This window comes from Pseudomonas sp. NPDC089401, from assembly GCF_044749485.1.
Classification (GTDB): Bacteria; Pseudomonadota; Gammaproteobacteria; order Pseudomonadales; family Pseudomonadaceae; genus Aquipseudomonas.
In genome coordinates this window covers 348,045-371,249 of the sequence record NZ_JBIVIA010000003.1, presented here as the reverse complement: position 1 = coordinate 371,249, position 23,205 = coordinate 348,045, and the positions used below count along the sequence as shown (strand labels likewise).

The following is a 23,205-nucleotide window of genomic DNA, read 5'->3' as shown; positions in this document are numbered from 1 at the left end:
CCATGGTCGCCAAGGTGCTGATGCTGCATGGCATCAACCACAACATGTTCGGCAAGCGCGACCCGCGCCAGTACGGTACTGCGACCCTGGCCGACATCGACCGGGCGTTGCAGGCGCTGGGCGAGGAGCTGGGCGCGCAGGTCGAGAGCTTCCAGAGCAATTTCGAGGGGGCGATGTGCGAACGCATTCACCAGGCCTTCGAAGACCGGGTGGATGCCGTGCTGATCAATGCCGGGGCCTGGACCCATTACAGCTACGGCATTCGTGACGCACTGGCCATTGTCGAGGTGCCGGTGGTTGAAGTGCACATGTCGAACATCCATGCTAGGGAGCCGTTCCGCCATCACTCGGTGTTTGCCGAAGTGGTGCGCGGGCAGATCTGCGGGTTTGGCGTCGAGACCTACCTGCTGGCGCTGCGCGCGGCCATGAAGATGATCTGAGCTGTGTAACGCATCACTCTGTGGCAGCGGGGCAAGCCCGCTCCCACATGCAGACGTCCCAATTTCAGAAGGACTCGTACCCTTGGCCACCCCCGCCGTCCCCAACACCGCCCGCCAAGCCACCGGCATCGCCTTGCTGGTCGCCGTCACGTTCTTCATGGAAAACCTCGACGCCACCGTCATCGCCACGGCGTTGCCACAGATGGCCCGTGACTTCGCCGAAAACCCGGTCAGCCTGAACATCGGCATCAGCGCCTACCTGCTGGCGGTGGCGGTGTTCATCCCGCTCAGCGGCTGGGTCGCCGACCGCTTCGGCGCCCGCCAGGTGTTCGCCGGGGCCATCGGCCTGTTCACCCTGGCCTCGTGGCTGTGCGGGCTGGCACCGACCCTGGAGACCTTCGTCGCCGCGCGGGTGCTGCAAGGCATCGGCGGCGCCTTGATGGTGCCGGTCGGGCGGCTTGTGGTACTGCGCACCACCGAGAAGCAGGACCTGGTGAAGATGCTCGCGGTGATCACCTGGCCCGGGCTGGTGGCGCCGGTGCTTGGCCCACCGATCGGCGGGCTGATCGTCACCCAACTGTCCTGGCCGTGGATCTTCTACCTGAACATCCCGCTCGGCGTGCTGGCCATCGCCGCGGCCTGGTGGCTGATCCCCAACACCCGCGCCAGCGAGGCGCGGCGCTTCGACCTGCTTGGCTTCGTCTTCCTCGCGTCGGCCTGCGCCGCCTGGCTGCTGGGCCTGGAAATGCTCGGCGCGCTGGCGGGCGGCAGCCTCGGCGCAGGCGCTGCACTGGTCGCCGTGGGGGCGCTGCTGACCTGGCTGTCGATCCGCCATTGCCAGCGCCATCCGGCACCGCTGCTGCCTTTGGCGACCTTGGGCATCGCCACCTTCCGGGCCAGCATCGTCGGCGGCACGTTGTTTCGCCTGTCGATCAGCGCCTTGCCGTTCCTGGTCCCGTTGTTGCTGCAGGTCGGTTTCGGTTATTCGCCGGTGGATGCCGGGCTGCTGGTGCTGGCGATCTTCGCCGGCAACCTGGCGATGAAACCGTTCACCACCGGCCTGTTGCGCCGCCATGGTTTCCGTCGGGTGCTGCTGGTCAACGGCCTGATCGGCGTCGGCTGCATCCTCGCCTGCCTGGGCCTGCAGGCGGACATGCCCTGGTACTGGATGGCGCTGGTGCTGTTCGTCGGCGGGTTGTCGCGCTCGATGCAGTTCACCACCTACAACGCTGTCGGCTTTGCCGAAGTGCCCAAGCCACAGATGGGCGAGGCGTCGACGCTGTTCAGCATGTTCTTCCAGCTGGCGATGGCGCTCGGCGTGGCGGTGGCGGCGTTGTTGCTCAGGGTGTCGATGGCCTTGCAGGGGGACGCGGGCGGGTTGTCGGTCAGCGACTTCCATTGGGCCCTGCTCGGGGTGGCGTTGATCGCCTGCGCCGCGCTGCTCGATGCGGTACGCCTGCCACGCGATGCCGGCGAGCAGGTGCTGCGTACCTGATGCTTTACGCCTTGGCCGCGAAGCGCAGGGCCAGCGGCAGCGCCAGTGCCCAGATCGGCGCCAGCACCAGTGCGGTGTCCAGGCCTCCCAGAGGCAGCGCTACGCCGGCCAGCCTCGCGCCCGCCAGGTAAGCCGGCGGGCCGCCGAGCAGGCCCGCCAGTGCGGCGCGCCACAGCGGTTGCCCGAGCCAGGCCAGGCAGTGGCGCATGCCGCTGGCCAGGACCAGCCACAGCAGCGCCAGCCAGAGCGGCAACGGCCATTGCGCAAAGTCAAACACCCCAAGCAGGCCGAGGGCGCTGTCCAGCAGGCAGCCGGCAAGCGCCACCCACAGCAGCACGCGCAGCTCACCACGGGGGGCCAGGCGCACGTGCAGCAGCAGCCCGACCATCACCACCGGCAGCAGCCACGGCCGCTGCGCGCCCAGCACGCACAGCCACCAGCCGGCCTGCAGCCACAGCGCATTGCCCAGCAGCCAGCCACGGCGGCTCATGCTCAGGCGCCCGGCAGCGCTGCCCGGCGTGCCTGGGGCCCGGCCCAGAGCAGTTGCGCCACGCCGATGGTGCGCTCCTCGAAACCGCCCTGGCAGTAACACAGGTAGAACTCCCACAGGCGCTGGAAGGTGTCGTCGTAGCCCAGCGTGGTCAGTTCGCCGCGCGCGTGGCGCAGGTTGTCGCGCCAGTGCCGCAGGGTGCGGGCGTAGTCCTGGCCGAAGTCCTCCAGGTGCACCAGGTTCAGCGCGGTCTGGCGGCTGGCGGTGTCGAGCAGCACGCTCAGCGAGGGCAGGGCGCCGCCGGGGAAGATATAGCGCTGGATGAAGTCCACCGAGCGCCGGGCCTGGGCATAGCGCTGGTCGCGGATGGTGATGGCCTGCAGCAGCATCAGGCCGTCGTCCTTGAGCAGCGCGGCGCACTGGCGGAAGTAGGTGGGCAGGTAGCGGTGGCCGACGGCCTCGATCATCTCGATCGACACCAGCTTGTCGAAGCGGCCACGCAAGTCGCGGTAGTCCTCGTGCAGCACGGTCACGCGCTGCTCCAGGCCCAGCGCCTTGACCCGTTGCAGGGTGTGGGCGTACTGCGCGGCGGACAGGGTGGTGGTGGTGACCCGGCAGCCGAACTCGACGGCGGCATGGATGGCCAGGCTGCCCCAGCCGCTGCCGATCTCCAGCAGGTGCTCGTGGGGCTTGAGTTCGAGCTTGTGGCAGATGCGCTGCAGCTTGTTCGCCTGGGCCTGTTCCAGGGGCTGCTCGGCGCTGTCGAACTGGGCGGCGGAGTACATCATGGTCGGGTCGAGCAGCCGTTCGAACAGGGCATTGCCCAGGTCGTAGTGGGCCAGGATGTTGCGCCGGGCACCGCGTCGGTTGTTGCGGTTCAAACGGTGCAGCAGTTGCAGGGCCGGGCGCGCCAGGCGCGCGAGGCCGCCCTCCATGGCGTCGAGCACCTCGAGGTTGGCGACGAACAGCCGGGTCACCGCAGCCAGGTCCGGGCTGCGCCAGTAGCCATGGATGTAGCCTTCGCCGGCGCCGATCGAGCCATTGCCGGCGACCAGCCCCCAGGCCGCGTCGTCGAGGATTTCCACCTCGGCGTACAGCGGGCTGGCGACGTCGCCGAAGGTCCACTGCTGGCCCTCGCGGATCAACCGCAGGTGGCCGTGCTTGAGGTGGCGCAATTGCGCCAGCACCGCACGCCGGGCCAGGCTGCCAAGCAGCGGGGCAATGCCGGCCGATTTGCTAACGCTCAAGGTCGGTTCGGACATGGTCGGGTTCCTCGCGGGCGGGTTGGCCGAGCGCCAGGTCGTGTTGGCTGGCGACGTGGTCGTGGACGGGGGTGCGCTTGAGCAGCAGGCGCAGGGCTTGCCAGTAGATGCCGGTGACGGTGCGCAGGCTCATCCAGGGGAAGGCCAGGATGTGGCGCTGCACGCCGGCGCGGTCCAGCGGCCGGCGTTGCAGGGCGAGGTCGGCCTCGAACACCCTGGCACCGCCACGCCAGTTCTCCATGTGCACGTGCACGCGCTGGGCATCCACGGCAAAGCGCAGCCGGTAGTCCATGTCCAGCGGCATGAACGGTGAGACGTGGAAGGCCTTGGCCACGGCGAAGGGCCGGGCCAGGTCGCCTTGCACCGGCAGCACGTAGTGAAAGCGTTCGCGCCACGGGGTGTTGCGCACCTCCAGCAGCACGGCGCTGACCTGGCCCTGGCGGTCATGGCAGAAGTAGACGCTCACCGGGTTGAACGACAGCCCCCAGCAGCGTGGCTGGGTCAGCAGGTGCACGGCGCCTTCGGGTACCTGCCCGGTTGCCTGGCCGACCAGCAGTCGCGCGGCGTCGATCAATGGCATGCCCTGGCGGGTCAGCGCCGGCAGGTAGTCGGTCTCGCGCCAGCACAGCGGCGCCAGGCGCGAGCGACCGAGCCAGCGCGACAGGCCAAGCAGCCCGGTTTGTTCCTCCAAGTCAAAGTAGAACATGCCGATGCGGTAGCGAAACGCATGGGGTCGCGGGGTCAGCCGCCGATGGCCGACCCAGCCTTGGCACAGGCTGCTGTTCACAGGGTTTCTCCGAAGTGCTCGGCGACGCGCAGGGCGCTGAGCACGCCGTCTTCGTGAAAGCCGTTGGCCCAGTACGCGCCGCAGTAGTAGCTGTGTCGGGGGCCTTGCAGCTCGCCCTGGCGCGCCTGGGCCGCCAGGGCCGCCAGGCTGTACTGCGGATGCGCGTACTCGAAGCGGGCGAGGATCTGCGCCGGGTCCACCAGGGCGGTCTGGTTGAGGCTGACGCAGAAGGTGACCGGCGCGTCGATGCCCTGGAGGATGTTCATGTCGTAGGTCAGTGCCGCAGGGGCCTGGGCGCTGCCACCCAGGCGGTAGTTCCAGCTGGCCCAGGCCCGGCGCCGGCGCGGCAGCAGACGGGTATCGGTGTGCAGCACCACGTCGTTGCTGGCGTAGCGAATGGCGCCGAGGATCGCGCGCTCCTGCTCGCTGGGCACCGCCAGCAGCGCCAGGGCCTGGTCGCTGTGGCAGGCGAACACCACCTTGTCGAAGCGTTCGCTGCCGCCGGCCCAGGCAATCTCCACGCCTTGATCGTCGCGGCTCACCCGTTGCACCGGGCAGTTCAGGCGGATGTGCTCGGCAAAGGGCCGGCACAGTGGCGCCAGGTAACTGCGCGAGCCGCCCTCGATTACCCGCCATTGCGGGCGATGGTTGACCGACAGCAGGCCGTGGTTGCGGCAGAAGCGGACGAAGAACTGCAACGGGAAATCGAGCATGTCGGCCAGCGACATCGACCAGATCGCCGAACCCATCGGCACGATGTAATGGTCGATGAAACGCTGCCCGTAGCCCTGGCTGCGCAGGTACTGGCCCAGGGTGGTGTCGCTGCCGATGCGCTGGCTGTCGAGGTCGGCCTGCACCTGGCGGTTGAAGCGCAGCACATCGCGCAGCATGCCCCAGAAACCGCGAGACAGCAGGTTGCGGCGCTGGGCGAACAGGCTGTTGAGGTCGTGGCCGTTGTACTCGAAACCGCTGCGCGGCTCATGCACGGAAAAGCTCATCTCGGTCGGCCGCGAAGGCACCCGCAGGTGTTCGAGCAGGCGGATGAAATGGGGGTAGGTCCAGTCGTTGAAGACGATGAAACCGGTGTCCACCGCATACTGCTGGCCACGCCATTGCACGTCCACGGTATGGGTGTGGCCGCCGACCCGGTCCGCCGCCTCGAACACGGTCACCGGGTGCCGGCGGGACAGCAGGTGGGCACAGGTGAGGCCGGCGATGCCGGTGCCGAGGATGGCGATACGCATGGGCTAGTCCTGTGGTGGCCGCGCCAGGCGCTGGCCCAGCTTGAGGCGCCAGCGTGCCGGCAGCGCGCCGAGCAGGCGCAGCACCAGGGTGAAGGTGGCGGGGAAGGTGATCTCCAGCGGGCGACGTGGCAGCCGCGCGATGATGTGATTGGCCGCGCGCTCGGCGCTCCACAGTTGCGGCATGGGGAAGTCGTTGCGCCGGGTCAGCGGAGTGTCGACGAAGCCGGGGCTGACCAAGGTGACGTCGATGCCCTCGCGGACCAGGTCGATGCGCAGGGATTCGACCAGGTAGCGCAGCGCGGCTTTCGAGGCGCCGTAGGCCCCGGCACGGGGCAGCGCCAGCCAGCCGACCGAGCTGCCCATGACCACCAGGTGTGGCTGCTGGCTGCGGCGCAGCAAGGGCAGGGCGGCAGCCAGGCACTGGCTGGTGCCGAGCACATTGGTGCGGATCACCCGCTCGACCAGTGCCGGGTCGAACTGCCCTGGCTCCAGGTACTCGCAGGTGCCGGCGTTGAGGATCACCAGGTCCAGCCCGCCCCAGGCCTGTTCGATCTGCTCGGCGATGCGTGCCACTTGTTCAGGCTGGTCGACATCGCCCGTCGCCAGCAGCACCTGGCCTGGGTAGCGTGCGGCCAGCGTCGCCAGGCGCTCGGCCCGGCGCGCGCCGAGTGCCACCTGGTGGCCTTGTTCGAGCAGGCGCTGCGCCAGCTCCGCGCCGATGCCGCTGCTGGCACCGCTCAGCCAGCAGCGGCTCATGCCAGCCGGCCCTTGAGCCAGCGAATGGCCCCGCCCATGACCGGTATATGCTCGTAGAGCAAGGCGCCGGCGTCGAAGTAGTCCTGGTGGAAATGCACCCGGTTGCGCCAGCGCAAATGGCTGCAACCTTGCAGGCTGATCGGCTTGCCGCCGGCCAGGCGTGGGTGGCGGTAGTGCAGGGTCCAGCGGATGTAGCCTTGGCCCGGTTGGCATTCGTCGTGGCCGTCGAAGCTGTAGCGGACTTCGGCAACGTTGGCGTACAGCTGGGCGAAATAGGCACGCAGGGCCGGCAGCCCACTGATCTGATGCAGTGGGTCGCGGAAGATGACGTCCTCGCTGTACAAGTCGCCCAGCAGCTCGAGCTTGCTTGAATCCAGCGTGGCAAAGCGTTCGGTGAAATGTTGCAGGTAAGCGGACATGCACAATACCTGTACAAAATTCATTCAATGTACAAGGTATAGTGCAGCTATCTGGATAAATCTATACAGCAGAATTTTTTTGTACAATTTTTGCCTGGCGCTGCAGCGCATCGCGTAACTGGATCACGCCTTCGAGAGCCAGCGCCTGGGCGCAATAGCACAAGCCGATGCGTCGCCGCAGGTCCAGCTGCAACAAAGGCTCGCTGCGCACCCCCGGATGCCCGGCAGCCAGTGACTGCGGCACGATCGCCACACCCAGGCCGGCAGCAACCATTTCCAGGGCCAGCGCAAAGGTCTCTGCCTCCGCCACCGGTGCCGCGTCGTAACACGTCTGCAAACGCTGGTGGCTGGGTTGCGCAGGGCAGGTGATCCAGCCGCGCTGATCGCCAAGCAAGGGCAGCGCCAACACGAACGTCTCGCTGAGCAGCGGCAGGAACAGTTCATCCTCACAGCGCAGCTCTTCACTGGCCAGCCGCGCCGCGCCCATGCAGCCAGTCACAAGCTGCAGGCGCACCGCCGGGGCGATGCCCGCTGCCGCCAGCACCACCTGCCTCACCACGGCTGCGCCCACATCCTGCTCGACGCCGATCTGTAGCGGCTGTCGCTCTCGGTCCTGCTTGAAGCGGGCGAGCAGCCGACCCGCGTCGGCGACCATCCGCTGCGCTTCGGGATACAGCGCCCGGGCATCCTCGGTCACTTCGACGCCCCGGGCCTGACGCACGAACAGCGTGGTGCCCAGCGCTTCTTCCAGCGCCTTGATACTGCCGGACAACGCCGGTTGGCTAAGGTGTATCGAACGCGCGGCGGTGGTGATGTTGCGCGCTTCGAACACGGCGATGAAGGCGCGCAGCTGACGATAATCCATGGGTTACCCATAAGTGTTGCCGATGGCTGCCAGAAGAATATCCCATTTTTCAGGCGCTACGCCGGCTTTTAAACTTGCTGCGCATTTTACCCATAGGCATTCTGGATAACAGGACTTCAACGATGAGCACTCTGCACAAACCCCTGGTCGTGATCACTGGCGCCAGCTCCGGCATCGGCCTGGCCACCGCCAAACGGCTGTCCGCGCGCGGGCATGCACTGTTGCTGCTGTCTCGCCGCCTGGCGCCGATGGAGCAGCTGCAACTGCCGAACGCCCTGGCGCTGGCCGTCGACATCACCGACCGCGCCGCCGTGCTGGCCGCCGTCGCCGAGGCCGAGGCGCGCTTCGGCCCGGTCGACGCGATCATCAACAACGCCGGGGTGATGCTGCTGGGCAGCATCGCCAGCCAGGACCCGGACGAATGGGACCGCATGCTCGACGTCAACGTGCGCGGGCTGCTCAACGGCATCCATGCCGTGGCCGGCGGCATGGTCGCGCGCAAGCACGGCACCATCATCAACGTCAGCTCCGTGGCCGGGCGCAAGGCGTTCCCCAACCACGTGGCCTATGTCGGCACCAAGTTCGCGGTCACCGGCTTGTCGGAAAACCTGCGCGAGGAACTCGCGCCGAGCAATGTGCGGGTGATCACCATCGAGCCGGGCGCGGTGGACACCGAGCTGCTCAGCCATACCACCGATGACGGCATCAAGGCCGGTTACGACGCCTGGAAGCAAGAGATGGGCGGGGTGCTCAGTGCCGATCACATTGCCGAAGTCATCGACTTTGCCTATGGCCAGCCGCAATCGGTGTGCGTGCGTGAAATCGTCGTCTGCGCCACGCGCCAGCAGCCGTGAAGGCTCACCCCGAAGGGTGATTCTCGTGGGAGGCTGTCAGCGCCGATACTCGGCCCAGGCATCCACCCACGAACGACCGCCCTGGCGGTCGCCTGGAGCACGACGTGTACGACCTCGCTTTCTGGCAGCAAAAGGCCGCCAAGCAGACCTTCCTGAACCGCGCACTGATCGGCGGGCGCTTTGTCGCCGCCGCCAGCGGCGCCACCTTCGATTCGACCAACCCGGCCACCCGGCAGTTGCTGGCCCAGGTGGCCGCCTGCGCCGACGAGGACGTCGACCGCGCGGTGCACAGCGCCCGCCAGGCCTTCGAGCATGGCCCCTGGGCACGCATGGCGCCGGGGGAGCGCAAGCGCGTGCTGCTGCGCCTGGCCGAGCTGATCATGGCCCACCGTGAGGAACTGGCGCTGCTCGATTCGCTGAACATGGGCAAGCCGGTCATGGATGCCTACAACATCGACGTGCCCGGCTCCGCCCAGGTGTTCGCCTGGTACGGCGAGGCGCTCGACAAGCTGTACGACCAAGTGGCACCGACGGCAGCCAACGCGGTGGCCACCATCACCCGCGAAGCCTTGGGCGTGGTGGCGGCGGTGGTACCGTGGAACTTCCCGCTGGACATGGCGGCGTGGAAGCTCGCCCCGGCGCTGGCGGCTGGCAACAGCGTGGTGCTCAAGCCTGCCGAGCAGTCGCCGTTGTCGGCCCTGCGCCTGGCCGAGCTGGCCCTGCAGGCGGGCCTGCCGGAGGGCGTGCTCAACGTGGTGCCGGGCCTGGGCGAACAGGCGGGCCGTGCGTTGGGCCTGCACATGGACGTGGATTGCCTGGTGTTCACCGGTTCCACCCAGGTCGGCAAGTACTTCATGCAGTATTCGGCGCAGTCCAACCTCAAGCAGGTGTGGCTGGAATGCGGCGGCAAGAGCCCGAACCTGGTGTTCGCCGACTGCCAGGACCTGGACCTGGCGGCCAAGAAAGCGGCATTCGGCATCTTCTTCAACCAGGGCGAGGTGTGCTCGGCCAATTCGCGGCTGTACGTGCAGCGTTCGATCCATGATGAATTCGTCGAACGGCTGCAGGCCGAGGCCCGCCAGTGGCAGCCAGGCAACCCGCTGGACCCGGCCAGCCGCGCCGGCGCCATCGTCGATGGCGAGCAGGCCGGGCGCATTGCGCGGGCCATCGGGCAGGCGCGGGAGGAGGGCGCGCGGCTGGTGTGTGGCGGGCAGCGCTTGACCCTGGGCGGGTCGGACAACTTCATCGAACCGACGATTTTCACCGGCGTCGAGCCGCACATGCGCCTGGCGCGGGAGGAGGTGTTCGGGCCGGTGCTGGCGGTGAGTGCGTTCGACAGCGAGGAACAGGCCATCGCGCTGGCCAACGACAGTGTGTATGGGCTGGCGGCCTCGGTGTGGAGCGATGACCTCAACCGGGCGCACCGGGTGGCCAAGCGGTTGAAGGCGGGGACGGTGTCGGTCAATACCGTGGATGCGCTGGATGTGACGGTGCCGTTTGGCGGGGGCAGGCAATCGGGCTTCGGGCGTGACCTGTCGTTGCATTCGTTCGACAAGTACACCCAACTGAAGACCACCTGGATTCAGTTGCGTTGATGGAAACTGGGTAAACCAGTGCCGACCTCTTCGCGGGCAAGCCCGCTCCCACAGGATTGCCACAGATCTCAAGTGTGTGCAGTACCTGGACTGCCCGCGAAAAGGCCAGGCGGTTTGTATCGGTGTGTATCAGCGGGCGGCGCTGATACGTAACGGTTCAAGCCGCCGGGTCTGCTGACACAGGCCAGGTACTTTCCGGGCTTTAAATGGGCTCCATCGAGGCACAGCGCCTCGGAACGATTGAAACCCGAACCCATCGAAGCCCGGAGAGATCACCATGAACCGCAAAGCCACCATCGCCGCCTGCCTGTTCGCCGCCCTCAACGTCTGCACCTTCGCTGCCCGCGCCGAAGCCGCCGACAACGTACGCAACTACACCTATGGCACCCAGCTGGACATCAAGAAAGTGCTGGCGACCAGCCAGGACGCGGCGCCGAGCTGCGGGGTGGTCAATGCCCGCATCACCTACCTCGACTCCCACGACCAGACCCAGGTGCTGAACTACCGCACCAACGCCAGCAACTGCCTCGGCGAGAACTGATACCCACCCCCTCGGCATTCACCGACACAGGAGCATGGCCATGAACTGGTAATCCACATTCGCATCACCCCAGGCGCAGGGCTCACGGTTCGACCGTGGGGGCCTGCGCCAGTTGCGTTGCCATGCGCACCAGCTCCGCCAGCGAACGCGCCTTCATCTTGCGGGTCACCTTGCCGCGGTGGGCCTTGACGGTGATCTCGCTGATGTCCAGGTCCAGGGCGATGACCTTGTTCATGCAGCCGTCGACCACGCGCTGCATGATTTCCCGCTCGCGCGGGGTCAGCGAGGCGTAGCGGGTGCGCAGGTCGTGCAGCTGGTCTTCGCGCGCCAGGGCGCTGCGGCTCTTCTCCAGCGCGGCGCCGATGGCATCGAGCAGCACGCCATCGTCGAACGGCTTGGTCAGGAACTCCAGCGCCCCGGCCTTCATCGCCCGCACCGTGCCGGGAATGTCGCCGTAGCCGGTGATGACGATGATCGGCATGTCCGGGCGGCTGCCGGCCAGGGCGGCTTGCAGGTCGAGGCCGTTGAGGTCGGGCAGGTTGATGTCCAGCACCAGGCAGCTGGGCACCGCTTCTCGGGGCTGGGCGAGAAAGGCCTGGGCGGAGTCGAACAGCCGCGGTTGCCAGTTGGCGAAGCGGATCAGCAGCTCGAGCGACTCGCGCACGGAAATGTCGTCATCCACCACGTGCACCACGGGCGTCGCCGGGTTGGGTTGGAGGGTGCGGGCGATCATGGGTTTCGGCTCCTTGGCATCGTCGCTCAGTCGACTGGCAGGGCGGCGCTGAGTGCCTTCAGCAGCTGCGCCTCGCTGAAGGGTTTGGCCAGGCAGTCGACCACGCCCGGGCCACGCAGGCGCGGGTGCTGGCAGGCGTCGGCATTGGCGGTGATGAAGATCACCGGCAGGGTATGGCCACGCGCGCCCAGCGCCTTGACCAGCTCGGGCCCGGACATGCCGGGCATCAGTACATCGACGATCAGGCACGCCGTGCGTTCGACGCTGGGCGAGGCCAGGTACGCCTGGGCCGAGGCGAACGCCTCGACGGCGAATCCGAACTCGCGCAGCAGGTCGGGCAGCGACTCGCGGACCGATTCGTCGTCATCGACGACCGCGACCAGCAAGGGTCCTTTCATGGGGTGGGCTCCAGGGCGGCAGCGTCTGCCGCGTCACCGCCCGCGGGCAGTGGAATGCAAAAGTGGAAGGTTGCCCCCGGGCCCTCGTTGAGGGTGGCCCGGAGCTCGCCATGGTGGCGCTCGATGATCGAGCGGCTGATCGACAGGCCCATGCCCATCCCCGATGCCTTGGTGGTGTAGAACGCCTCGAACAGGCGTGCTGCGGCCTGGGCATCGAAACCGATGCCGCTGTCGCGCACCGCCAGGCGAACCCACTGTCGCTCTTCCAGGAGGGTGCTGATGCGCAGTTGCCGCGCAGTGCCGGGCACCTCGCGCAGGGCGTCGACGGCATTGACGATCAGGTTGAGGATCACCTGCTGCAACTGCACGCGATCGCCCTTGACCGCCGGCAGCCCCTTGGCGAACTGCACCTGCAGCACCACGCCGTTGCGCCGCAGTTCGCCGAGCAGCAGGGTGATGACCTCGTGCGCGGCCTCGTTCACGTCCACATCTTCGGCCAGCTCACTGTGCCTGGCGAACAGGGCGCGCAGGCGTTTAATCACATCCGCGGCGCGGTTGCCATCGCGCAGGGTGCGCCGTGCGGTTTCCATGGCGCCTTCGACGTTGGGCGGCGCGGCGCCGAGCATGCGCAGGCAGGTGCTGGCGTTGGTGACGATGCCGGCCAGCGGTTGGTTGACTTCGTGGGCGATGGAGGCGGTGAGCGCGCCCAGGCTCGCCACCCGCGCCAGGTGGGCCATTTCCAGGCGGATCCGGTCCAGCGCTTCTTCGGCCTGCTTGCGGTCTTCGATGTCGGTGTTTTCGCCGTACCAGCCCACCACCGCGCCTTCCTCGTCGTGCTGTGGCACGGCGCGGATCAGGAACCAGCGGTAGCTGCCATCGTGGCGGCGCAGGCGGGCTTCGTACTCACCCGGGGTGCCGGCCTGCATCAAGGCCATCCAGTAGTGCAGCAGGCCACCGGCATCGTCCGGGTGCAGCGAGCTCGTCCAGCCGTGCCCGGCGGATTGCTGCGCGCTCATGCCGGTGTAGTCGCACCAGCGCTGGTTGATGAAATTGACCTCGCCATTGGCGTCGGCGCTCCAGATGAATCCGGGCACGGCATTGATCAGGTGGCTGAAGTCGGGCGGGTTCGGCATGGCGGTTCTCTGAGTGTCGGGCGCCGCAGGGTGAGCATGCGCCGCCCGATCGCGTTCGACCATAGTACTTAGGTGTCGCGGCGGGCCGGGAGGCTGCGCCAGATCAGCAGCGCAGCCAGCAGCAGGCTGCCGGCATACAGGTTCAGCAGCTGCTGCGGCTGCCAATGGGCTTCGAGCAGCAGGCCGGCCACGCTGGGTGACAGGATACCGCCCAGGCGCCCGACGGCCAGCACCAGGCCGACGCCGCTGGCGCGGATCTGGGTGGCGAAGGTGCGGGGCGCCAGGGTGTAGACGGCGGCGATGGCGCCGTTGAGCAGCAGGCCGGTGCCGAAGCCGGCGGCGAGGGCGGGCGCCAGGCGCTGGCCGGCGGGCATCATCAGCGTCATCAGGGTGGCGGTGAGTACCAGCAAACCCAGCAGAAGCCGCCGCGAGCCGAGGCGCTGGGTGGCGACGCCGACCAGCACGGCGCCGAACATGCCACCGGCATTGAGCAGCATGCCAGCGCCCATGCCGTCGCGGCCCAGCAGCGTCGGGGTCCAGCTGGTGACGAAGTAGTAGCTGAACATCAGCAGGAACACGGTCGCGGCCAGCGAAACGGTCTGCAACCCTTGAGCGGGGGCGAACAGCTCCCGGTACTTGTCGCGCAGCGAGCGTTGCGTGAACCCGCTCGGGGCTTCGGCGTAGGCCCTGGATTCGTGCAGCCAGCGCAGGCCGGCCAGTGCCGCCAGCAGGGTGATGCCGCCCCCGGCGAGGAACACATGGCGCCAGCCCGGCCCTTCGTTGAGGGCCCGGGCCAACAGCCCGCCCAGCGTGGCGCCCAGGGCAAAGGCGGCCGATTGCAGGGCGATGGCCAGGTTGCGGCGCTTTGCGCTGGCGTATTCGTAAGTCAGCACGTTGGCGCCGACCAGCACCGCGCCCACGCCCAGGCCAGTCATGGCGCGCAGCATCAGCAGGGCGGTGAAACCCTGGCTGGCAAACGACAGCAGCATGCCCAGGCCACTGACGCTCAGGCCCAGCAGCAACAGCGGGCGGCGGCCGTGGCGGTCGGCCAGCGCGGCGGCGCCCAGCGAGCCGCAGGCCATGCCCACCAGGCTGGCGCTGAGCAGCAGGCCGACCTGCGCATCGCCCAGCGCCCACTGGGCGGCGACCTGGTGCACGGTGAAGGCCATGGCCATCGCGTCCATGCCGTCGATCACGTTGAACAGCATGCACAGGCCGATCACCCGCCACTGGGTGGAGGTGGTGTCGGCCAAGGGATTGCTTAGTGTTTGCCCACTCATGCGGGGTCCTTGCACGGGTTTGCGTGGAGTCTGCCCGAAAACCCAGGGCTGTGCACCGCGTCGCCTGCTTCGCGGGCTTGCCCGCGAAGAGGCCGGCACAGGCGATACCTTGGTATCGCCCGACACCTTGGTGCAATCGCCGCAGGGTGTCGCAGATGGTGTGATCGGCCAGGCCCAGCCCAAGGAGATCCGCCATGCCTGCCCCGATGTCCCGCCGCGCCAAGCTTGGCGCACTCGGCCTTGCCTTGCTCGCCAGCAGCCTGGGTGCCTGGGCCGCCGAGCCCGAGGCCATTCGCCCGTACCACATCCATGTCGACGACGCGCAGCTGGCCGACCTGCGCCAGCGCATCAACGCCACGCGCTGGCCCGACAAGGAAACCGTAGACGACGTCTCCCAAGGGGTGCAACTGGCCCAGGTACAGGCCCTGGTCAAGTACTGGGGCAGCGACTACGACTGGCGCAAGGCCGAGGCCCGGCTCAATGCCTTGCCGGAGTTCGTCACCACCATCGACGGCGTCGATATCCAGTTCATCCACGTGCGCTCGAAACACCCCAACGCCTTGCCGCTGATCCTCACCCACGGCTGGCCGGGCTCGCAGTTCGAATTCCTCAAGGCCATCGGCCCGCTGACCGACCCCACCGCCTACGGCGGCCGTGCCGAGGACGCCTTCGACGTGGTGATCCCGTCGATCCCCGGCCACGGTTTTTCCGGCAAGCCCAAGGAACTGGGCTGGGGCCCGGAACGGGTGGCCAAGGCCTGGGACGTGCTGATGCAGCGCCTGGGCTACGCCCACTACGTGTCCCAGGGCGGCGACCACGGCTCGGTGATCTCCGATGCCCTGGGCCGCCTGGCGCCCGCCGGCCTGCTCGGTATCCACCTGAACATGCCGGCCACCGTGCCGCCCGAGCTGGTGCGGCCGATCAACAGCGGCGACCCGGCCCCCGCCGGCCTGAGCGATGCCGAGCGCGGCGCCTATCGCTCGCTCAGCACCTTCTTCGGCCGCAACGCCGCCTACGGCGCGATGATGGTCACCCGGCCGCAGACCATCGGTTACTCCCTGGCCGACTCCCCGGCCGGCACCGCCGCCTGGATGTACGAGAAGTTCGCCGCCTGGACCGACAGCGACGGCCAACCCGAGCGCGTGCTCAGCCGTGACGAGATGCTCGACGACATCACCCTGTACTGGCTGACCGACAGCGGCGCGTCGTCCTCGCGCTTCTACTGGGAGAACAACAACAACAACAACTTCAGCGCCGCCGCGCAGCAGACCGACCGGATCAAGGTGCCGGTGGCCATCAGCGTGTTCCCCCACGAGATCTACCAGGCGCCGCAGAGCTGGGCGCGGCGCGCCTACCCGTCGCTGTCGTACTACCGTCAGGTCGACAAGGGCGGGCATTTCGCCGCCTGGGAGCAGCCGCAGCTGTTCAGCGAAGAACTGCGCGAAGCGTTCCGCCCCCTACGCGCGGTGGCCAAGGCCGGCGATGCCCAGGTTTCCCGATAACCCCAACCCCGGAGTTTCACGATGAACACCACGCCTTCCCGCACGCGGCGCCTGCTGGCCCTCGCGCTGCTGCCGCTGGCCGTCATGAGCGTGCTGCCCGCCCAGGCCAGTGCCGCCGCCGTTCCTGCCAGCACCCTCGAAGCGATCAAGCCCGGTAGCCACACCTCGCTGGGCGAACTGAAGCATGTCAAGGCCGGCCTGCTGGACGTGTCCTACGCCGAGCTCGGCCCGGCCGATGGCCCGGTGGTGATCCTGCTGCACGGCTGGCCGTACGACATCCACAGCTACGCCGACGTTGCTCCGGCCCTGGCACAGCAGGGCTACCGGGTGCTGGTACCGTCGGCCCGCGGTTACGGCGACACCCGCTTCCTGTCGGCCAAGACCCTGCGCAATGGCCAGCCCGCCGCGCTGGCCTCGGACCTGATCGACTTCATGGATGCCCTGCACATCAAGCAGGCGGTGCTCGGCGGCTACGACTGGGGCGCGCGCACCGCCGACATCGTCGCGGCCCTGTGGCCGGAGCGGGTCAAGGCGCTGGTGGCGGTGAGCGGCTACCTGATCGGCAGCCAGGAGGCCGGCAAGGCGCCGCTGCCGCCGGCCGCCGAACTGCAGTGGTGGTACCAGTTCTACTTCGCCACCGAGCGCGGCCGCCAGGGCTACCAGCAGAATACCCATGATTTCGCCAAGCTGATCTGGAAGCTGGCCTCGCCCCAGTGGCAGTTCGACGACGCCACCTACGACCGCAGCGCCGCGTCGTTGCAGAACCCGGACCACGTCGCTGTGTCGATCTTCAACTACCGCTGGCGCCTGGGCCTGGTCAAGGGCGAAGCCAAGTACGACGCGCTGGAGAAGAAACTCGCCGGATTCCCGTCGATCAGCGTGCCGACCATCACCCTGGAAGGCGACGCCAACGGCGCCCCGCACCCACCGGCCGAAGCCTACGCCAAGCGCTACAGCGGCAAGTACGAGTACCGCCTGGTCAGCGGCGGGGTCGGCCACAACCTGCCCCAGGAAGCCCCGCAGGCCTTCGCCCAGGCGGTGATCGACGCCGATCACCTGTGACCTCGAGGAATCAACCCATGAAACAGCTCTTTACCGCCCTGGCCGTCACCGCCAGCCTGTTCGCCGCCGGCCAGGCCCTGGCCGAGGCCGGCAAACCCACGGTCGTGCTGGTGCACGGCGCCTTCGCCGATGCATCCAGCTGGAACGGCGTCATCGGCATCCTGGAAAAGGACGGCTACCCGGTGGTGGCCGTGGCCAACCCGCTGCGCAGCGTCGCCAGTGACGGTGCTGCGGTGTCGGCCGTGATCGGCAGCATCAAGACGCCGGTAGTGCTGGTCGGCCATTCCTATGGCGGCAGCGTGATCAGCGCTGCCGCCAACGGCCACAGCAATGTCGACGCGCTGGTGTATGTCGCCGCCATCACCCCCGACACCGGCGAAACGGTGGCGGGCCTGGCCGGCAAGTTCCCCGGCAGCACCCTCGGCCCGGCCCTGGCGCCACCTGTGCCGCTGGCCGATGGCGGCAAGGACCTGTACGTGCAGCAGGCGCGCTTCCATGAGCAGTTCGCCGCCGATGTGCCGGCTGCCCAGGCCGCGGTAATGGCCGCGACCCAGCGGCCGATCACCGATGCGGCCCTGAACGAGCAGTCTGGCGAACCGGCCTGGAAGCACGTGCCGTCGTGGTACATCTACGGCGACCAGGACCGCAACATCCCGCCCCAGGCCATGGCATTCATGGCCCAGCGCGCCCACGGCAAGGCGGTGGAGGTGATCAAGGGCGGGTCCCACGTCGTGATGGTTTCCCACCCGCAAGCCGTGGCCAGGCTCATCGAGCGGGCGGCCGCAGGCGAGTCCTGAACTCAGGCGCGCTGAAGCGCCAGGTCGAGCTGGCGCAGGTCGTGGGTGTCGAAGCCCTCGCTGAACTGCGCGCGGTGGTGCTCCAGCAGTTGCCTGGCTTCGGCCAGGCGACCTTGCTGGCGCCACAGTTCGGCCAGGTCCAGGGCGCTGCGCAGGGCCCAGCTGCGTGAGCCTTGCGCGTCGCTCAGGGCGAGCGAGGCCTCCAGGGTGGCTTGTGCCAGCCTGTGGTCCTGGGGTGCCAACGCCCGTTGAATCGTCGCCTTGAGCCGCAGCAGTTCGGGCAGGGCGAAGGCATCGCCACTGCTGTGGCAGTGGCGGATGGTGTGCTCGACCTGGGCCAGTGCCTTGGCGTGCTCGCCGCTCTGTATCAAGCCTTCGGCCAGGGCGATCTCGAAGTAGCTGGTGAGCAGTTCGTAGCGCATGCCGTGCAGCCGCGCCAGGGCCTCCTCGAGCGCGGCGACGGCGTTGGCCGGGCGCCCGGCGCGGATGTCGATGGCGGCGCGAATGCCGCTCACGGCGGCGACATAGGGCGCGAAGGCGTTGGTCAGGGCGACCTGGGCGAAGGCCTGCAGGCCTTGCTCGGCGTTGTCCAGGTCGCCACTCCAGATATCGATGTGCAGCGTCCACACCAGCGCGATGCAGTAGGTCGCGGCATGGTCCAGCGCCAGGGCCTCGCGCTCCACCTGACGGGCGCCCTGGCGGGCCTGGTCGGGGTAGCCTTGCAGCCACAGCGTGCGCGCCAGGGCCAGGCCGGTGCGGTTGCGGTGGTCGAAACCGTAGTGCAGGGTGCTGCTGCGCTCGGACGGCAGGCTGTTGCGCAGCGACACTTCCAGGGTCTGCCGGGCCAGGCCTTGCTTGCCCAGCAAATGGTAGGCGATGCCGGCCAGCGAGGCGGCCACCGCCGTGGCCTCGGGCTGGCGCATGGGCTTGGCCACCTCGACCGCCTGTTCGGCCCAGTGCAGCGAGGCGGCGAAGTCGCCGATGCGCTCGTAGAAGATCTGCAGCCGGCCCAGCAGGCGCAGCTGCGACCAGCGGTCATCGAGCTGTTCGGCGATCTCCAGGGCGCGGTGCAGGGCCTGGCGGGCCGCCTCGTTGTTGCCCTGGGTGAACATCAGCACCAGCCCCAGGGCGGCCTGCAGCTCCATTTCGGTGGGCGTGCCGAAGTAGCCCAGTTGCAGCAGCTCGGTGGCCCGGGCGCACCAGGTGCGGCACTCGACCAGCAGCGCGAAATGCAGGAACAGCTGCGTGCTGGCGGCGGCCAGTGGCAGCGCCAGCCCCGGGTCGCCGTGGGGGCCGAAGCTCCACTCCAGGGCGCTGCGCACGTTGCCCAGCTGGTTGCCCAGGCGTGCCGAGGCGTTGAAGATCTGCTGCGGCGTGCCGCGCAGCTGGCCGAGCAGTTCGGTGTGGTAGGCGGCATGCCGGAAGGCCAGGGCATGGGCCTGCTGTGGGCCCCGCAGCAGCAGTTTTTCGCGGGCGTAGGCGCGGGTCATTTCCAGCAGGCGGTAGCTGGCCAGGGCATCGCTGCACTCGACCGTGACCAGGCCCTTGGCGCACAGCTGGTCCAGGCTGGCGGCCGCGTCGAGCGGGTCGAGGGCCTGGTCGGCGACGATCTGGCTGGCGGCCTGCAGCGAAAAGGGCCCGACGAACACCGCCAGGCGGTCGAACACCAGCCGTTCCTGCTCAGCCAGCAGGCCGTAGCTCCAGTCGAACATGGCGCGCAGCGTCTGGTGGCGGGGCTGTGCGGTGCGGCGCCCTGACCAGCCCAGGGAGAAACGCTCGCCGAGCAGGGTGTGGGTGGCCTGCACGCCATGGCTGGCCACGCGCATGGCGGCCAGCTCGATGGGCAGCGCCATGCCCTCCAGGCGCTGGCAGATGTCGCCGATCAGGCGGGCATCCGCCGTGCTCAGGGTCAGCCCGGTATTGCCCGACAGGGCGCGCTCGACGAACAGGCGGATGGCCGGGAAGGCCAGCAGTTCATCGAGGCCCAGGGCCTGGTGCTCGGCCGGGAACGCCAAGGGCTCCAGGCGGTGCAGGTGCTCGCCGAGGGCACGCAGGGGCTCGCGGCTGGTGGCCAGGATCGCCACGCCGGGGGCCGCCTCGCGGATCTGCTCGACCAGTGCCGAGACGGCATCGACCAGGTGTTCGCAGTTGTCGATCAGCAGCAGCAGGCGTTGCCCGCGCAGGTGGGCGAGCAGCACGAACAACGGCTGCTCGGCCTGCACCGGGATGCCCAGCGCGCCGGCGATGGCCGAGGGCACCACCCCGGCATCCTCAACCTGGGCCAGGTCGACGAAGCGCACGGCGCCGTCGCGCGCGGCCGCCAGCCGATGGCCGATTTCCACGGCCAGGCTGGTCTTGCCGACCCCGCCCGGGCCGACGATGGTGAACAGCCTGGGCTGCAGCAGGTGCTCGCAGACCTGCGCGACGTCGGCGTCGCGGCCGATCAGTTGTGCCCGCGGCGGCAGGCTGCCGACCGTGCCGAGCAGGCCGCTGCCGTTGGCCAGGGGGAGGGCCGCAGCGGCAGGCGGCTCGCCGACTGGGCGGGCGAGCGGTGCGACGAAGGCATAGCCCACGCCGACCTGGGTGTCGATGTAGCGCGCGCCATCCTCGCCATCGCCCAGGGTGCGGCGCAGGCCGGTCATGTGAAAGCGCAGGCTGCCTTCCTCGACCACCTGGTCGGGCCACACCCGTTTGAGCAGCTCACGTTTGCTGACGACGCGCCCGGGTTGTTCCAGCAGGGCCAGGAGCAGGTCGAAGGCGCGCCCGCCGATCGCCACCGGTGCACCCTCGCGGGTGAGCCTGCGCGCGCCCGGCACGACCTGGAAGGGGCCGAACGCGATGGCCGACAGGGAGGGCTCAAGTTGCTCGTCCTGGGAAGGCTCCACGGTCATCGTGCTCTCGGCGCTGGGAAGAGGGGTTGGCTGGCCATTGAACCCTGTGCCGAGCGCCACATCAAGCCATCGGCGCTCGCCGAGTCAGTGCAGCCTGGCACTGGCCTTGCGCGCTGGTGCGGGGGTGAATGCCACTTGCCGGCGGCGATGTTCGACCAGCGTCTGGCAGGCAATCTCGATCAGCCAGGCACGAAACGGCCGCTGCGGATCGTAGCCGGCGCAGCGCTGGTACACCGCCAGCCAGGCTTGCTGGACCAGTTCGTCGACGGCATCGCGCAGCAACCCGCCGGCCTGCGCCTGCCCTTGGTAGAACGCCAGCAGCAGCGGTACGACTTGCAGCGAGAGGCACTGCAGCGCACTGGCGTGGCCGTCGACGGCGGCGGCCAACAGTGCGGCAAGTTCCTCATTGCTGGCGCGATCAGCCCTGTCGATGCAGGGTTCGCGATAATCGTCAGTCATGAGCGGATTCCTTCTCGTCCTCTATCGGCTCGCCCGCGCGAACGGTGGCGAGCATCCAGCATGAGCGGCGCTGGCGGCGAGTGCCAGTTAGGGCCTGTTAGCTTCTGTTAGCCGGCAGGCATTACCCGGCTCCTCGGCCTGCGCGGGTTTCAGCGCCGGTACCAGGCACAGCATGGCCGCCAGTACGGCCACCAGCATGAAGAACCCCAGGTCGTGGTTGCCGCTGTGGTCGCGCAAGGCACCGAAGCAGATCGGCCCCAGCGCGGCCACCAGGTAGCCGACGAACAGCATGAACACGGTCCAGGCGCCGGCCTGCGCGGGGTTGTCGGCGTTGTCCAGGGGCAGGGTCATGCCCAGGGTGAAGCCCACGCCCAGGCCGCTGGCCACCAGCAGCACGTACAGCGTGGGCGCGGCGGCGGGGGCGAAGGCCATGCCGGCGACACCGGCCAGGGCGACCAGGTTCGACAGCCCCAGGGCAGCCCGGCGGTCGCTGCCGCTGCCAGGCAACACACCGGCGGCGGCACTGGCCACGGCGAACACGGCGGTGAACAGGCCGAGCAGGATGCCGGCGGGCAGGGTGGTCAGCGCACGCTCGGTGGACGCCGGGGCCAGCCAGGCGAACAGGGCATAGACCACGAACTGGCTGGCGCCGAAATGCAGCGCCACGCGCCAGGCCAGCGGGTTGCGCCAGGGCAGCCTGGCGGGCTGGCGGTTGCTGTTGGCTGCGGCGGCCGGTGCGAGGGCAAATCGCCTGGCCATCCACAGCCAGCTGATGACCGCGCTGACGCTCAGCAGGCTCCAGATGCCGGCACCTGCCCGCCAGCTCTGGGCCAGTTCGCTGATCGGCGCGGTGAACACCGCCGACAGGCTGGCGCCGACGCTCAGGCCTGCGGCATAGATACCCATGAACAATGCCGGGCGATGGGGGAAATGTGTTTTGATCCAGCCACCGATCAGCGCGCCGGCGATGGCGATGCCGATGCTCACCAGCAAGGTGCCGAGCAACAGCAGCGGCACGCTGTCGGCCACCGCCCGCAACACGCCGGCCATGCCGAGCAGCGCCAGCGCGGCGACCACGCAGCGGTCGCTGCCCAAGCGCCGGGCCAGGGCGGGCGCGAGCAGGGCCATCACGCCCATGCAGACATCGGGAATGGCCGTCAGCAAGGCCGCCTGGGTGAAGCTCAGGGCGAAGTGCCGCTGGATCTCCAGCAGGATCGGGCCTATCGACACGATGGCCGGTCGCAGGGCGAGGGAGAGCACCAGCAGGCCGACGATGGCGGCCAGTTGCTGTTTGTCGTTGGAAGCGGGAGATGCCATGGTGACGCACCGTGAGCCAGGGGATGCCAGGGATCGTAGCGCGGCATCGGAGGCGATAAATGCCAAACTGTATCGGCCAAGTGACAACCTCGAAGGACGCCCATGAACAGCCAAGCCCGCAGCGAGGACTATCGCGATTACCAGGATGTCGCGCTGCCGATGACCGCCCTGGTGCGCAATCAGCCGGCGGGGGCCTACAACACGCCCCACACCCATCGGCATGGCCAGTTGTTGTATGCCACCCAGGGTGTCATGCGCGTGGCCACGGACGATGGCCTGTGGTTCCTGCCGCCGCGGCGGGCGCTGTGGATTCCGCCAGAGGTGGTGCACGATCAGCTGATGCTCGGCGCGGTCAGCATGCGTTCGATCTATGTCCAGCCCGACATCGCAGCCCGTTTCGGCGGGCGCTGCCGTGTGCTGGAGGTGTCGACGCTGCTGCGCGAGCTGATCCTGGTGCTGGCCGGCCAGCCCATCGAGTACGTGTTCGAAGGCCGCAATGCCCATGTGGTCGCGCTGATCCTCTGCGAGCTGGAAAGCGCGCGCACCTTGCCGTTGCAGATTCCCTGGCCGAGCGACCGGCGCCTGCTGGTGATCTGCAACGCGATTCTGCAAGCGCCGGGGCATGCCCGCACCCTCGAGTACTGGGCCGACCAGGTCGGTGCCAGTGGCCGCACGCTGATCCGCCTGTTCCTCAAGGAAACCGGCATGAGCTTTCGCCACTGGGTGCAACAGGTGCGCCTGGCCAGCGCGCTGGACCGGCTCGACCAGGGCGAGGGCATCGGCGTGGTCGCCCAGGCGCTGGGGTACGCCAGCGCCAGTGCGTTCAGCAGCATGTTCCGCCGGGTGATGGGCGAGTCGCCCAGCGATTTCCTCGCGGCGCGCTGA

At 68.5% G+C, this 23,205-nt stretch carries 23 protein-coding genes; 9 read left to right on the top strand and 14 right to left on the bottom strand.

Annotated elements, in window-relative coordinates; genetic code table 11:
- Positions 1 to 2 precede the first annotated feature (2 nt).
- Positions 3 to 440: a type II 3-dehydroquinate dehydratase gene (gene aroQ, locus ACIP21_RS09095; protein ID WP_400686576.1), complete on the top strand. Its 438-nt coding sequence runs from the start codon at positions 3 to 5 to the stop codon at positions 438 to 440.
- 82 nt (positions 441 to 522) lie between these two features.
- Positions 523 to 1,935: an MFS transporter gene (locus tag ACIP21_RS09090; protein WP_400686575.1), complete on the top strand. Its 1,413-nt coding sequence runs from the start codon at positions 523 to 525 to the stop codon at positions 1,933 to 1,935.
- A 4-nt stretch (positions 1,936 to 1,939) separates the two neighbouring features.
- Here the strand turns inward: ACIP21_RS09090 and ACIP21_RS09085 are convergent, their stop codons facing one another.
- The 7 genes from ACIP21_RS09085 to ACIP21_RS09055 all read right to left on the bottom strand — a co-directional run bounded on the left by ACIP21_RS09085 (position 1,940) and on the right by ACIP21_RS09055 (position 7,758).
- Positions 1,940 to 2,425: a DUF2878 domain-containing protein gene (locus ACIP21_RS09085; protein WP_400686573.1), complete on the bottom strand. Its 486-nt coding sequence runs from the start codon at positions 2,423 to 2,425 to the stop codon at positions 1,940 to 1,942.
- 2 nt (positions 2,426 to 2,427) lie between these two features.
- Complete coding sequence (locus ACIP21_RS09080) at positions 2,428 to 3,687, bottom strand: class I SAM-dependent methyltransferase (RefSeq protein ID WP_400686571.1); 1,260 nt, start codon at positions 3,685 to 3,687, stop codon at positions 2,428 to 2,430.
- A complete protein-coding gene (locus ACIP21_RS09075; RefSeq protein ID WP_400686570.1) occupies positions 3,662 to 4,474 on the bottom strand; it encodes a DUF1365 domain-containing protein in 813 nt (270 codons plus the stop codon). Before ACIP21_RS09075 ends, ACIP21_RS09080 begins: the two co-directional genes overlap by 26 nt.
- Positions 4,471 to 5,718: an NAD(P)/FAD-dependent oxidoreductase gene (locus ACIP21_RS09070; protein ID WP_400686568.1), complete on the bottom strand. Its 1,248-nt coding sequence runs from the start codon at positions 5,716 to 5,718 to the stop codon at positions 4,471 to 4,473. The genes ACIP21_RS09075 and ACIP21_RS09070 overlap by 4 nt, the downstream gene beginning before the upstream one ends.
- Positions 5,719 to 5,721: 3 nt before the next feature.
- Positions 5,722 to 6,474, bottom strand: a complete 753-nt coding sequence (locus tag ACIP21_RS09065; protein ID WP_400686566.1) for an SDR family NAD(P)-dependent oxidoreductase — start codon at positions 6,472 to 6,474, stop codon at positions 5,722 to 5,724.
- A complete protein-coding gene (locus ACIP21_RS09060) occupies positions 6,471 to 6,893 on the bottom strand; it encodes a nuclear transport factor 2 family protein (protein WP_400686565.1) in 423 nt (140 codons plus the stop codon). Before ACIP21_RS09060 ends, ACIP21_RS09065 begins: the two co-directional genes overlap by 4 nt.
- Before the next feature lie 61 nt (positions 6,894 to 6,954).
- Entirely contained in the window at positions 6,955 to 7,758 is an 804-nt protein-coding gene (locus ACIP21_RS09055) for a LysR family transcriptional regulator (RefSeq protein WP_400686563.1), read from the bottom strand.
- Positions 7,759 to 7,889: 131 nt separating this feature from the next.
- On the opposite strand from ACIP21_RS09055, the gene ACIP21_RS09050 reads away from it, so the two are divergent.
- The 3 genes from ACIP21_RS09050 (at position 7,890) to ACIP21_RS09040 (ending at position 10,748) form a co-directional block, all read left to right on the top strand.
- The gene (locus tag ACIP21_RS09050) at positions 7,890 to 8,612 is read left to right on the top strand and encodes an SDR family oxidoreductase (RefSeq protein WP_400687108.1); all 723 of its coding nucleotides are present in this window, start codon (positions 7,890 to 7,892) and stop codon (positions 8,610 to 8,612) included.
- Positions 8,613 to 8,716: 104 nt separating this feature from the next.
- On the top strand, positions 8,717 to 10,207 hold the full coding sequence (locus ACIP21_RS09045; RefSeq protein ID WP_400686561.1) for an aldehyde dehydrogenase: 1,491 nt from the start codon (positions 8,717 to 8,719) through the stop codon (positions 10,205 to 10,207).
- A 277-nt stretch (positions 10,208 to 10,484) separates the two neighbouring features.
- Positions 10,485 to 10,748, top strand: coding sequence for a DUF2790 domain-containing protein (locus ACIP21_RS09040; RefSeq protein ID WP_400686559.1), 264 nt, complete (start codon positions 10,485 to 10,487; stop codon positions 10,746 to 10,748).
- Between the two features lie 82 nt (positions 10,749 to 10,830).
- Here the strand turns inward: ACIP21_RS09040 and ACIP21_RS09035 are convergent, their stop codons facing one another.
- The 4 genes from ACIP21_RS09035 to ACIP21_RS09020 form a co-directional block, all read right to left on the bottom strand.
- The gene (locus tag ACIP21_RS09035; protein ID WP_400686557.1) at positions 10,831 to 11,481 is read right to left on the bottom strand and encodes a response regulator transcription factor; all 651 of its coding nucleotides are present in this window, start codon (positions 11,479 to 11,481) and stop codon (positions 10,831 to 10,833) included.
- 26 nt (positions 11,482 to 11,507) lie between these two features.
- The gene (locus ACIP21_RS09030) at positions 11,508 to 11,879 is read right to left on the bottom strand and encodes a response regulator transcription factor (RefSeq protein WP_400686555.1); all 372 of its coding nucleotides are present in this window, start codon (positions 11,877 to 11,879) and stop codon (positions 11,508 to 11,510) included.
- On the bottom strand, positions 11,876 to 13,012 hold the full coding sequence (locus ACIP21_RS09025) for a sensor histidine kinase (protein ID WP_400686553.1): 1,137 nt from the start codon (positions 13,010 to 13,012) through the stop codon (positions 11,876 to 11,878). The genes ACIP21_RS09030 and ACIP21_RS09025 overlap by 4 nt, the downstream gene beginning before the upstream one ends.
- A 68-nt stretch (positions 13,013 to 13,080) precedes the next feature.
- Positions 13,081 to 14,292, bottom strand: a complete 1,212-nt coding sequence (locus ACIP21_RS09020; protein WP_400686551.1) for an MFS transporter — start codon at positions 14,290 to 14,292, stop codon at positions 13,081 to 13,083.
- Between the two features lie 194 nt (positions 14,293 to 14,486).
- On the opposite strand from ACIP21_RS09020, the gene ACIP21_RS09015 reads away from it, so the two are divergent.
- From ACIP21_RS09015 to ACIP21_RS09005, 3 genes are read left to right on the top strand one after another with little or no spacing between them, the layout of a single operon-like run.
- Positions 14,487 to 15,794 (top strand): epoxide hydrolase family protein, encoded by a 1,308-nt coding sequence (locus ACIP21_RS09015; protein WP_400686549.1) that lies wholly within the window; start codon positions 14,487 to 14,489, stop codon positions 15,792 to 15,794.
- 21 nt (positions 15,795 to 15,815) lie between these two features.
- Positions 15,816 to 16,856: an alpha/beta fold hydrolase gene (locus tag ACIP21_RS09010; RefSeq protein WP_400686547.1), complete on the top strand. Its 1,041-nt coding sequence runs from the start codon at positions 15,816 to 15,818 to the stop codon at positions 16,854 to 16,856.
- A gap of 17 nt (positions 16,857 to 16,873) precedes the next feature.
- Positions 16,874 to 17,653, top strand: a complete 780-nt coding sequence (locus ACIP21_RS09005) for an alpha/beta fold hydrolase (RefSeq protein ID WP_400686545.1) — start codon at positions 16,874 to 16,876, stop codon at positions 17,651 to 17,653.
- A gap of 2 nt (positions 17,654 to 17,655) precedes the next feature.
- On the opposite strand, the gene ACIP21_RS09000 is transcribed toward ACIP21_RS09005, so the two are convergent.
- From ACIP21_RS09000 to ACIP21_RS08990, 3 genes are all read right to left on the bottom strand, one after another.
- Positions 17,656 to 20,538, bottom strand: coding sequence for an ATP-binding protein (locus ACIP21_RS09000; RefSeq protein WP_400687106.1), 2,883 nt, complete (start codon positions 20,536 to 20,538; stop codon positions 17,656 to 17,658).
- 90 nt (positions 20,539 to 20,628) lie between these two features.
- Positions 20,629 to 21,003 (bottom strand): sigma factor, encoded by a 375-nt coding sequence (locus ACIP21_RS08995; protein ID WP_400686543.1) that lies wholly within the window; start codon positions 21,001 to 21,003, stop codon positions 20,629 to 20,631.
- A gap of 87 nt (positions 21,004 to 21,090) precedes the next feature.
- A complete protein-coding gene (locus tag ACIP21_RS08990) occupies positions 21,091 to 22,320 on the bottom strand; it encodes a CynX/NimT family MFS transporter (protein WP_400686541.1) in 1,230 nt (409 codons plus the stop codon).
- A gap of 102 nt (positions 22,321 to 22,422) precedes the next feature.
- Between ACIP21_RS08990 and ACIP21_RS08985 the strand changes: the two genes are divergently transcribed.
- Positions 22,423 to 23,205, top strand: coding sequence for an AraC family transcriptional regulator (locus ACIP21_RS08985; protein ID WP_400686539.1), 783 nt, complete (start codon positions 22,423 to 22,425; stop codon positions 23,203 to 23,205).

Excerpts from the sequence above, each read along its gene's own strand:
- aroQ (WP_400686576.1), top strand. The coding sequence starts at position 3 with ATGGTCGCCAAGGTGCTGATGCTGCATGGCATCAACCACAACATGTTC.
- ACIP21_RS09085 (WP_400686573.1), bottom strand. The coding sequence starts at position 2,425 with ATGAGCCGCCGTGGCTGGCTGCTGGGCAATGCGCTGTGGCTGCAGGCC.
- ACIP21_RS09080 (WP_400686571.1), bottom strand. The coding sequence starts at position 3,687 with ATGTCCGAACCGACCTTGAGCGTTAGCAAATCGGCCGGCATTGCCCCG.
- ACIP21_RS09070 (WP_400686568.1), bottom strand. The coding sequence starts at position 5,718 with ATGCGTATCGCCATCCTCGGCACCGGCATCGCCGGCCTCACCTGTGCC.
- ACIP21_RS09065 (WP_400686566.1), bottom strand. The coding sequence starts at position 6,474 with ATGAGCCGCTGCTGGCTGAGCGGTGCCAGCAGCGGCATCGGCGCGGAG.
- ACIP21_RS09060 (WP_400686565.1), bottom strand. The coding sequence starts at position 6,893 with ATGTCCGCTTACCTGCAACATTTCACCGAACGCTTTGCCACGCTGGAT.
- ACIP21_RS09055 (WP_400686563.1), bottom strand. The coding sequence starts at position 7,758 with ATGGATTATCGTCAGCTGCGCGCCTTCATCGCCGTGTTCGAAGCGCGC.
- ACIP21_RS09040 (WP_400686559.1), top strand. The coding sequence starts at position 10,485 with ATGAACCGCAAAGCCACCATCGCCGCCTGCCTGTTCGCCGCCCTCAAC.
- ACIP21_RS09035 (WP_400686557.1), bottom strand. The coding sequence starts at position 11,481 with ATGATCGCCCGCACCCTCCAACCCAACCCGGCGACGCCCGTGGTGCAC.
- ACIP21_RS09030 (WP_400686555.1), bottom strand. The coding sequence starts at position 11,879 with ATGAAAGGACCCTTGCTGGTCGCGGTCGTCGATGACGACGAATCGGTC.
- ACIP21_RS09025 (WP_400686553.1), bottom strand. The coding sequence starts at position 13,012 with ATGCCGAACCCGCCCGACTTCAGCCACCTGATCAATGCCGTGCCCGGA.
- ACIP21_RS09020 (WP_400686551.1), bottom strand. The coding sequence starts at position 14,292 with ATGAGTGGGCAAACACTAAGCAATCCCTTGGCCGACACCACCTCCACC.
- ACIP21_RS09015 (WP_400686549.1), top strand. The coding sequence starts at position 14,487 with ATGCCTGCCCCGATGTCCCGCCGCGCCAAGCTTGGCGCACTCGGCCTT.
- ACIP21_RS09010 (WP_400686547.1), top strand. The coding sequence starts at position 15,816 with ATGAACACCACGCCTTCCCGCACGCGGCGCCTGCTGGCCCTCGCGCTG.
- ACIP21_RS09005 (WP_400686545.1), top strand. The coding sequence starts at position 16,874 with ATGAAACAGCTCTTTACCGCCCTGGCCGTCACCGCCAGCCTGTTCGCC.
- ACIP21_RS08995 (WP_400686543.1), bottom strand. The coding sequence starts at position 21,003 with ATGACTGACGATTATCGCGAACCCTGCATCGACAGGGCTGATCGCGCC.
- ACIP21_RS08990 (WP_400686541.1), bottom strand. The coding sequence starts at position 22,320 with ATGGCATCTCCCGCTTCCAACGACAAACAGCAACTGGCCGCCATCGTC.
- ACIP21_RS08985 (WP_400686539.1), top strand. The coding sequence starts at position 22,423 with ATGAACAGCCAAGCCCGCAGCGAGGACTATCGCGATTACCAGGATGTC.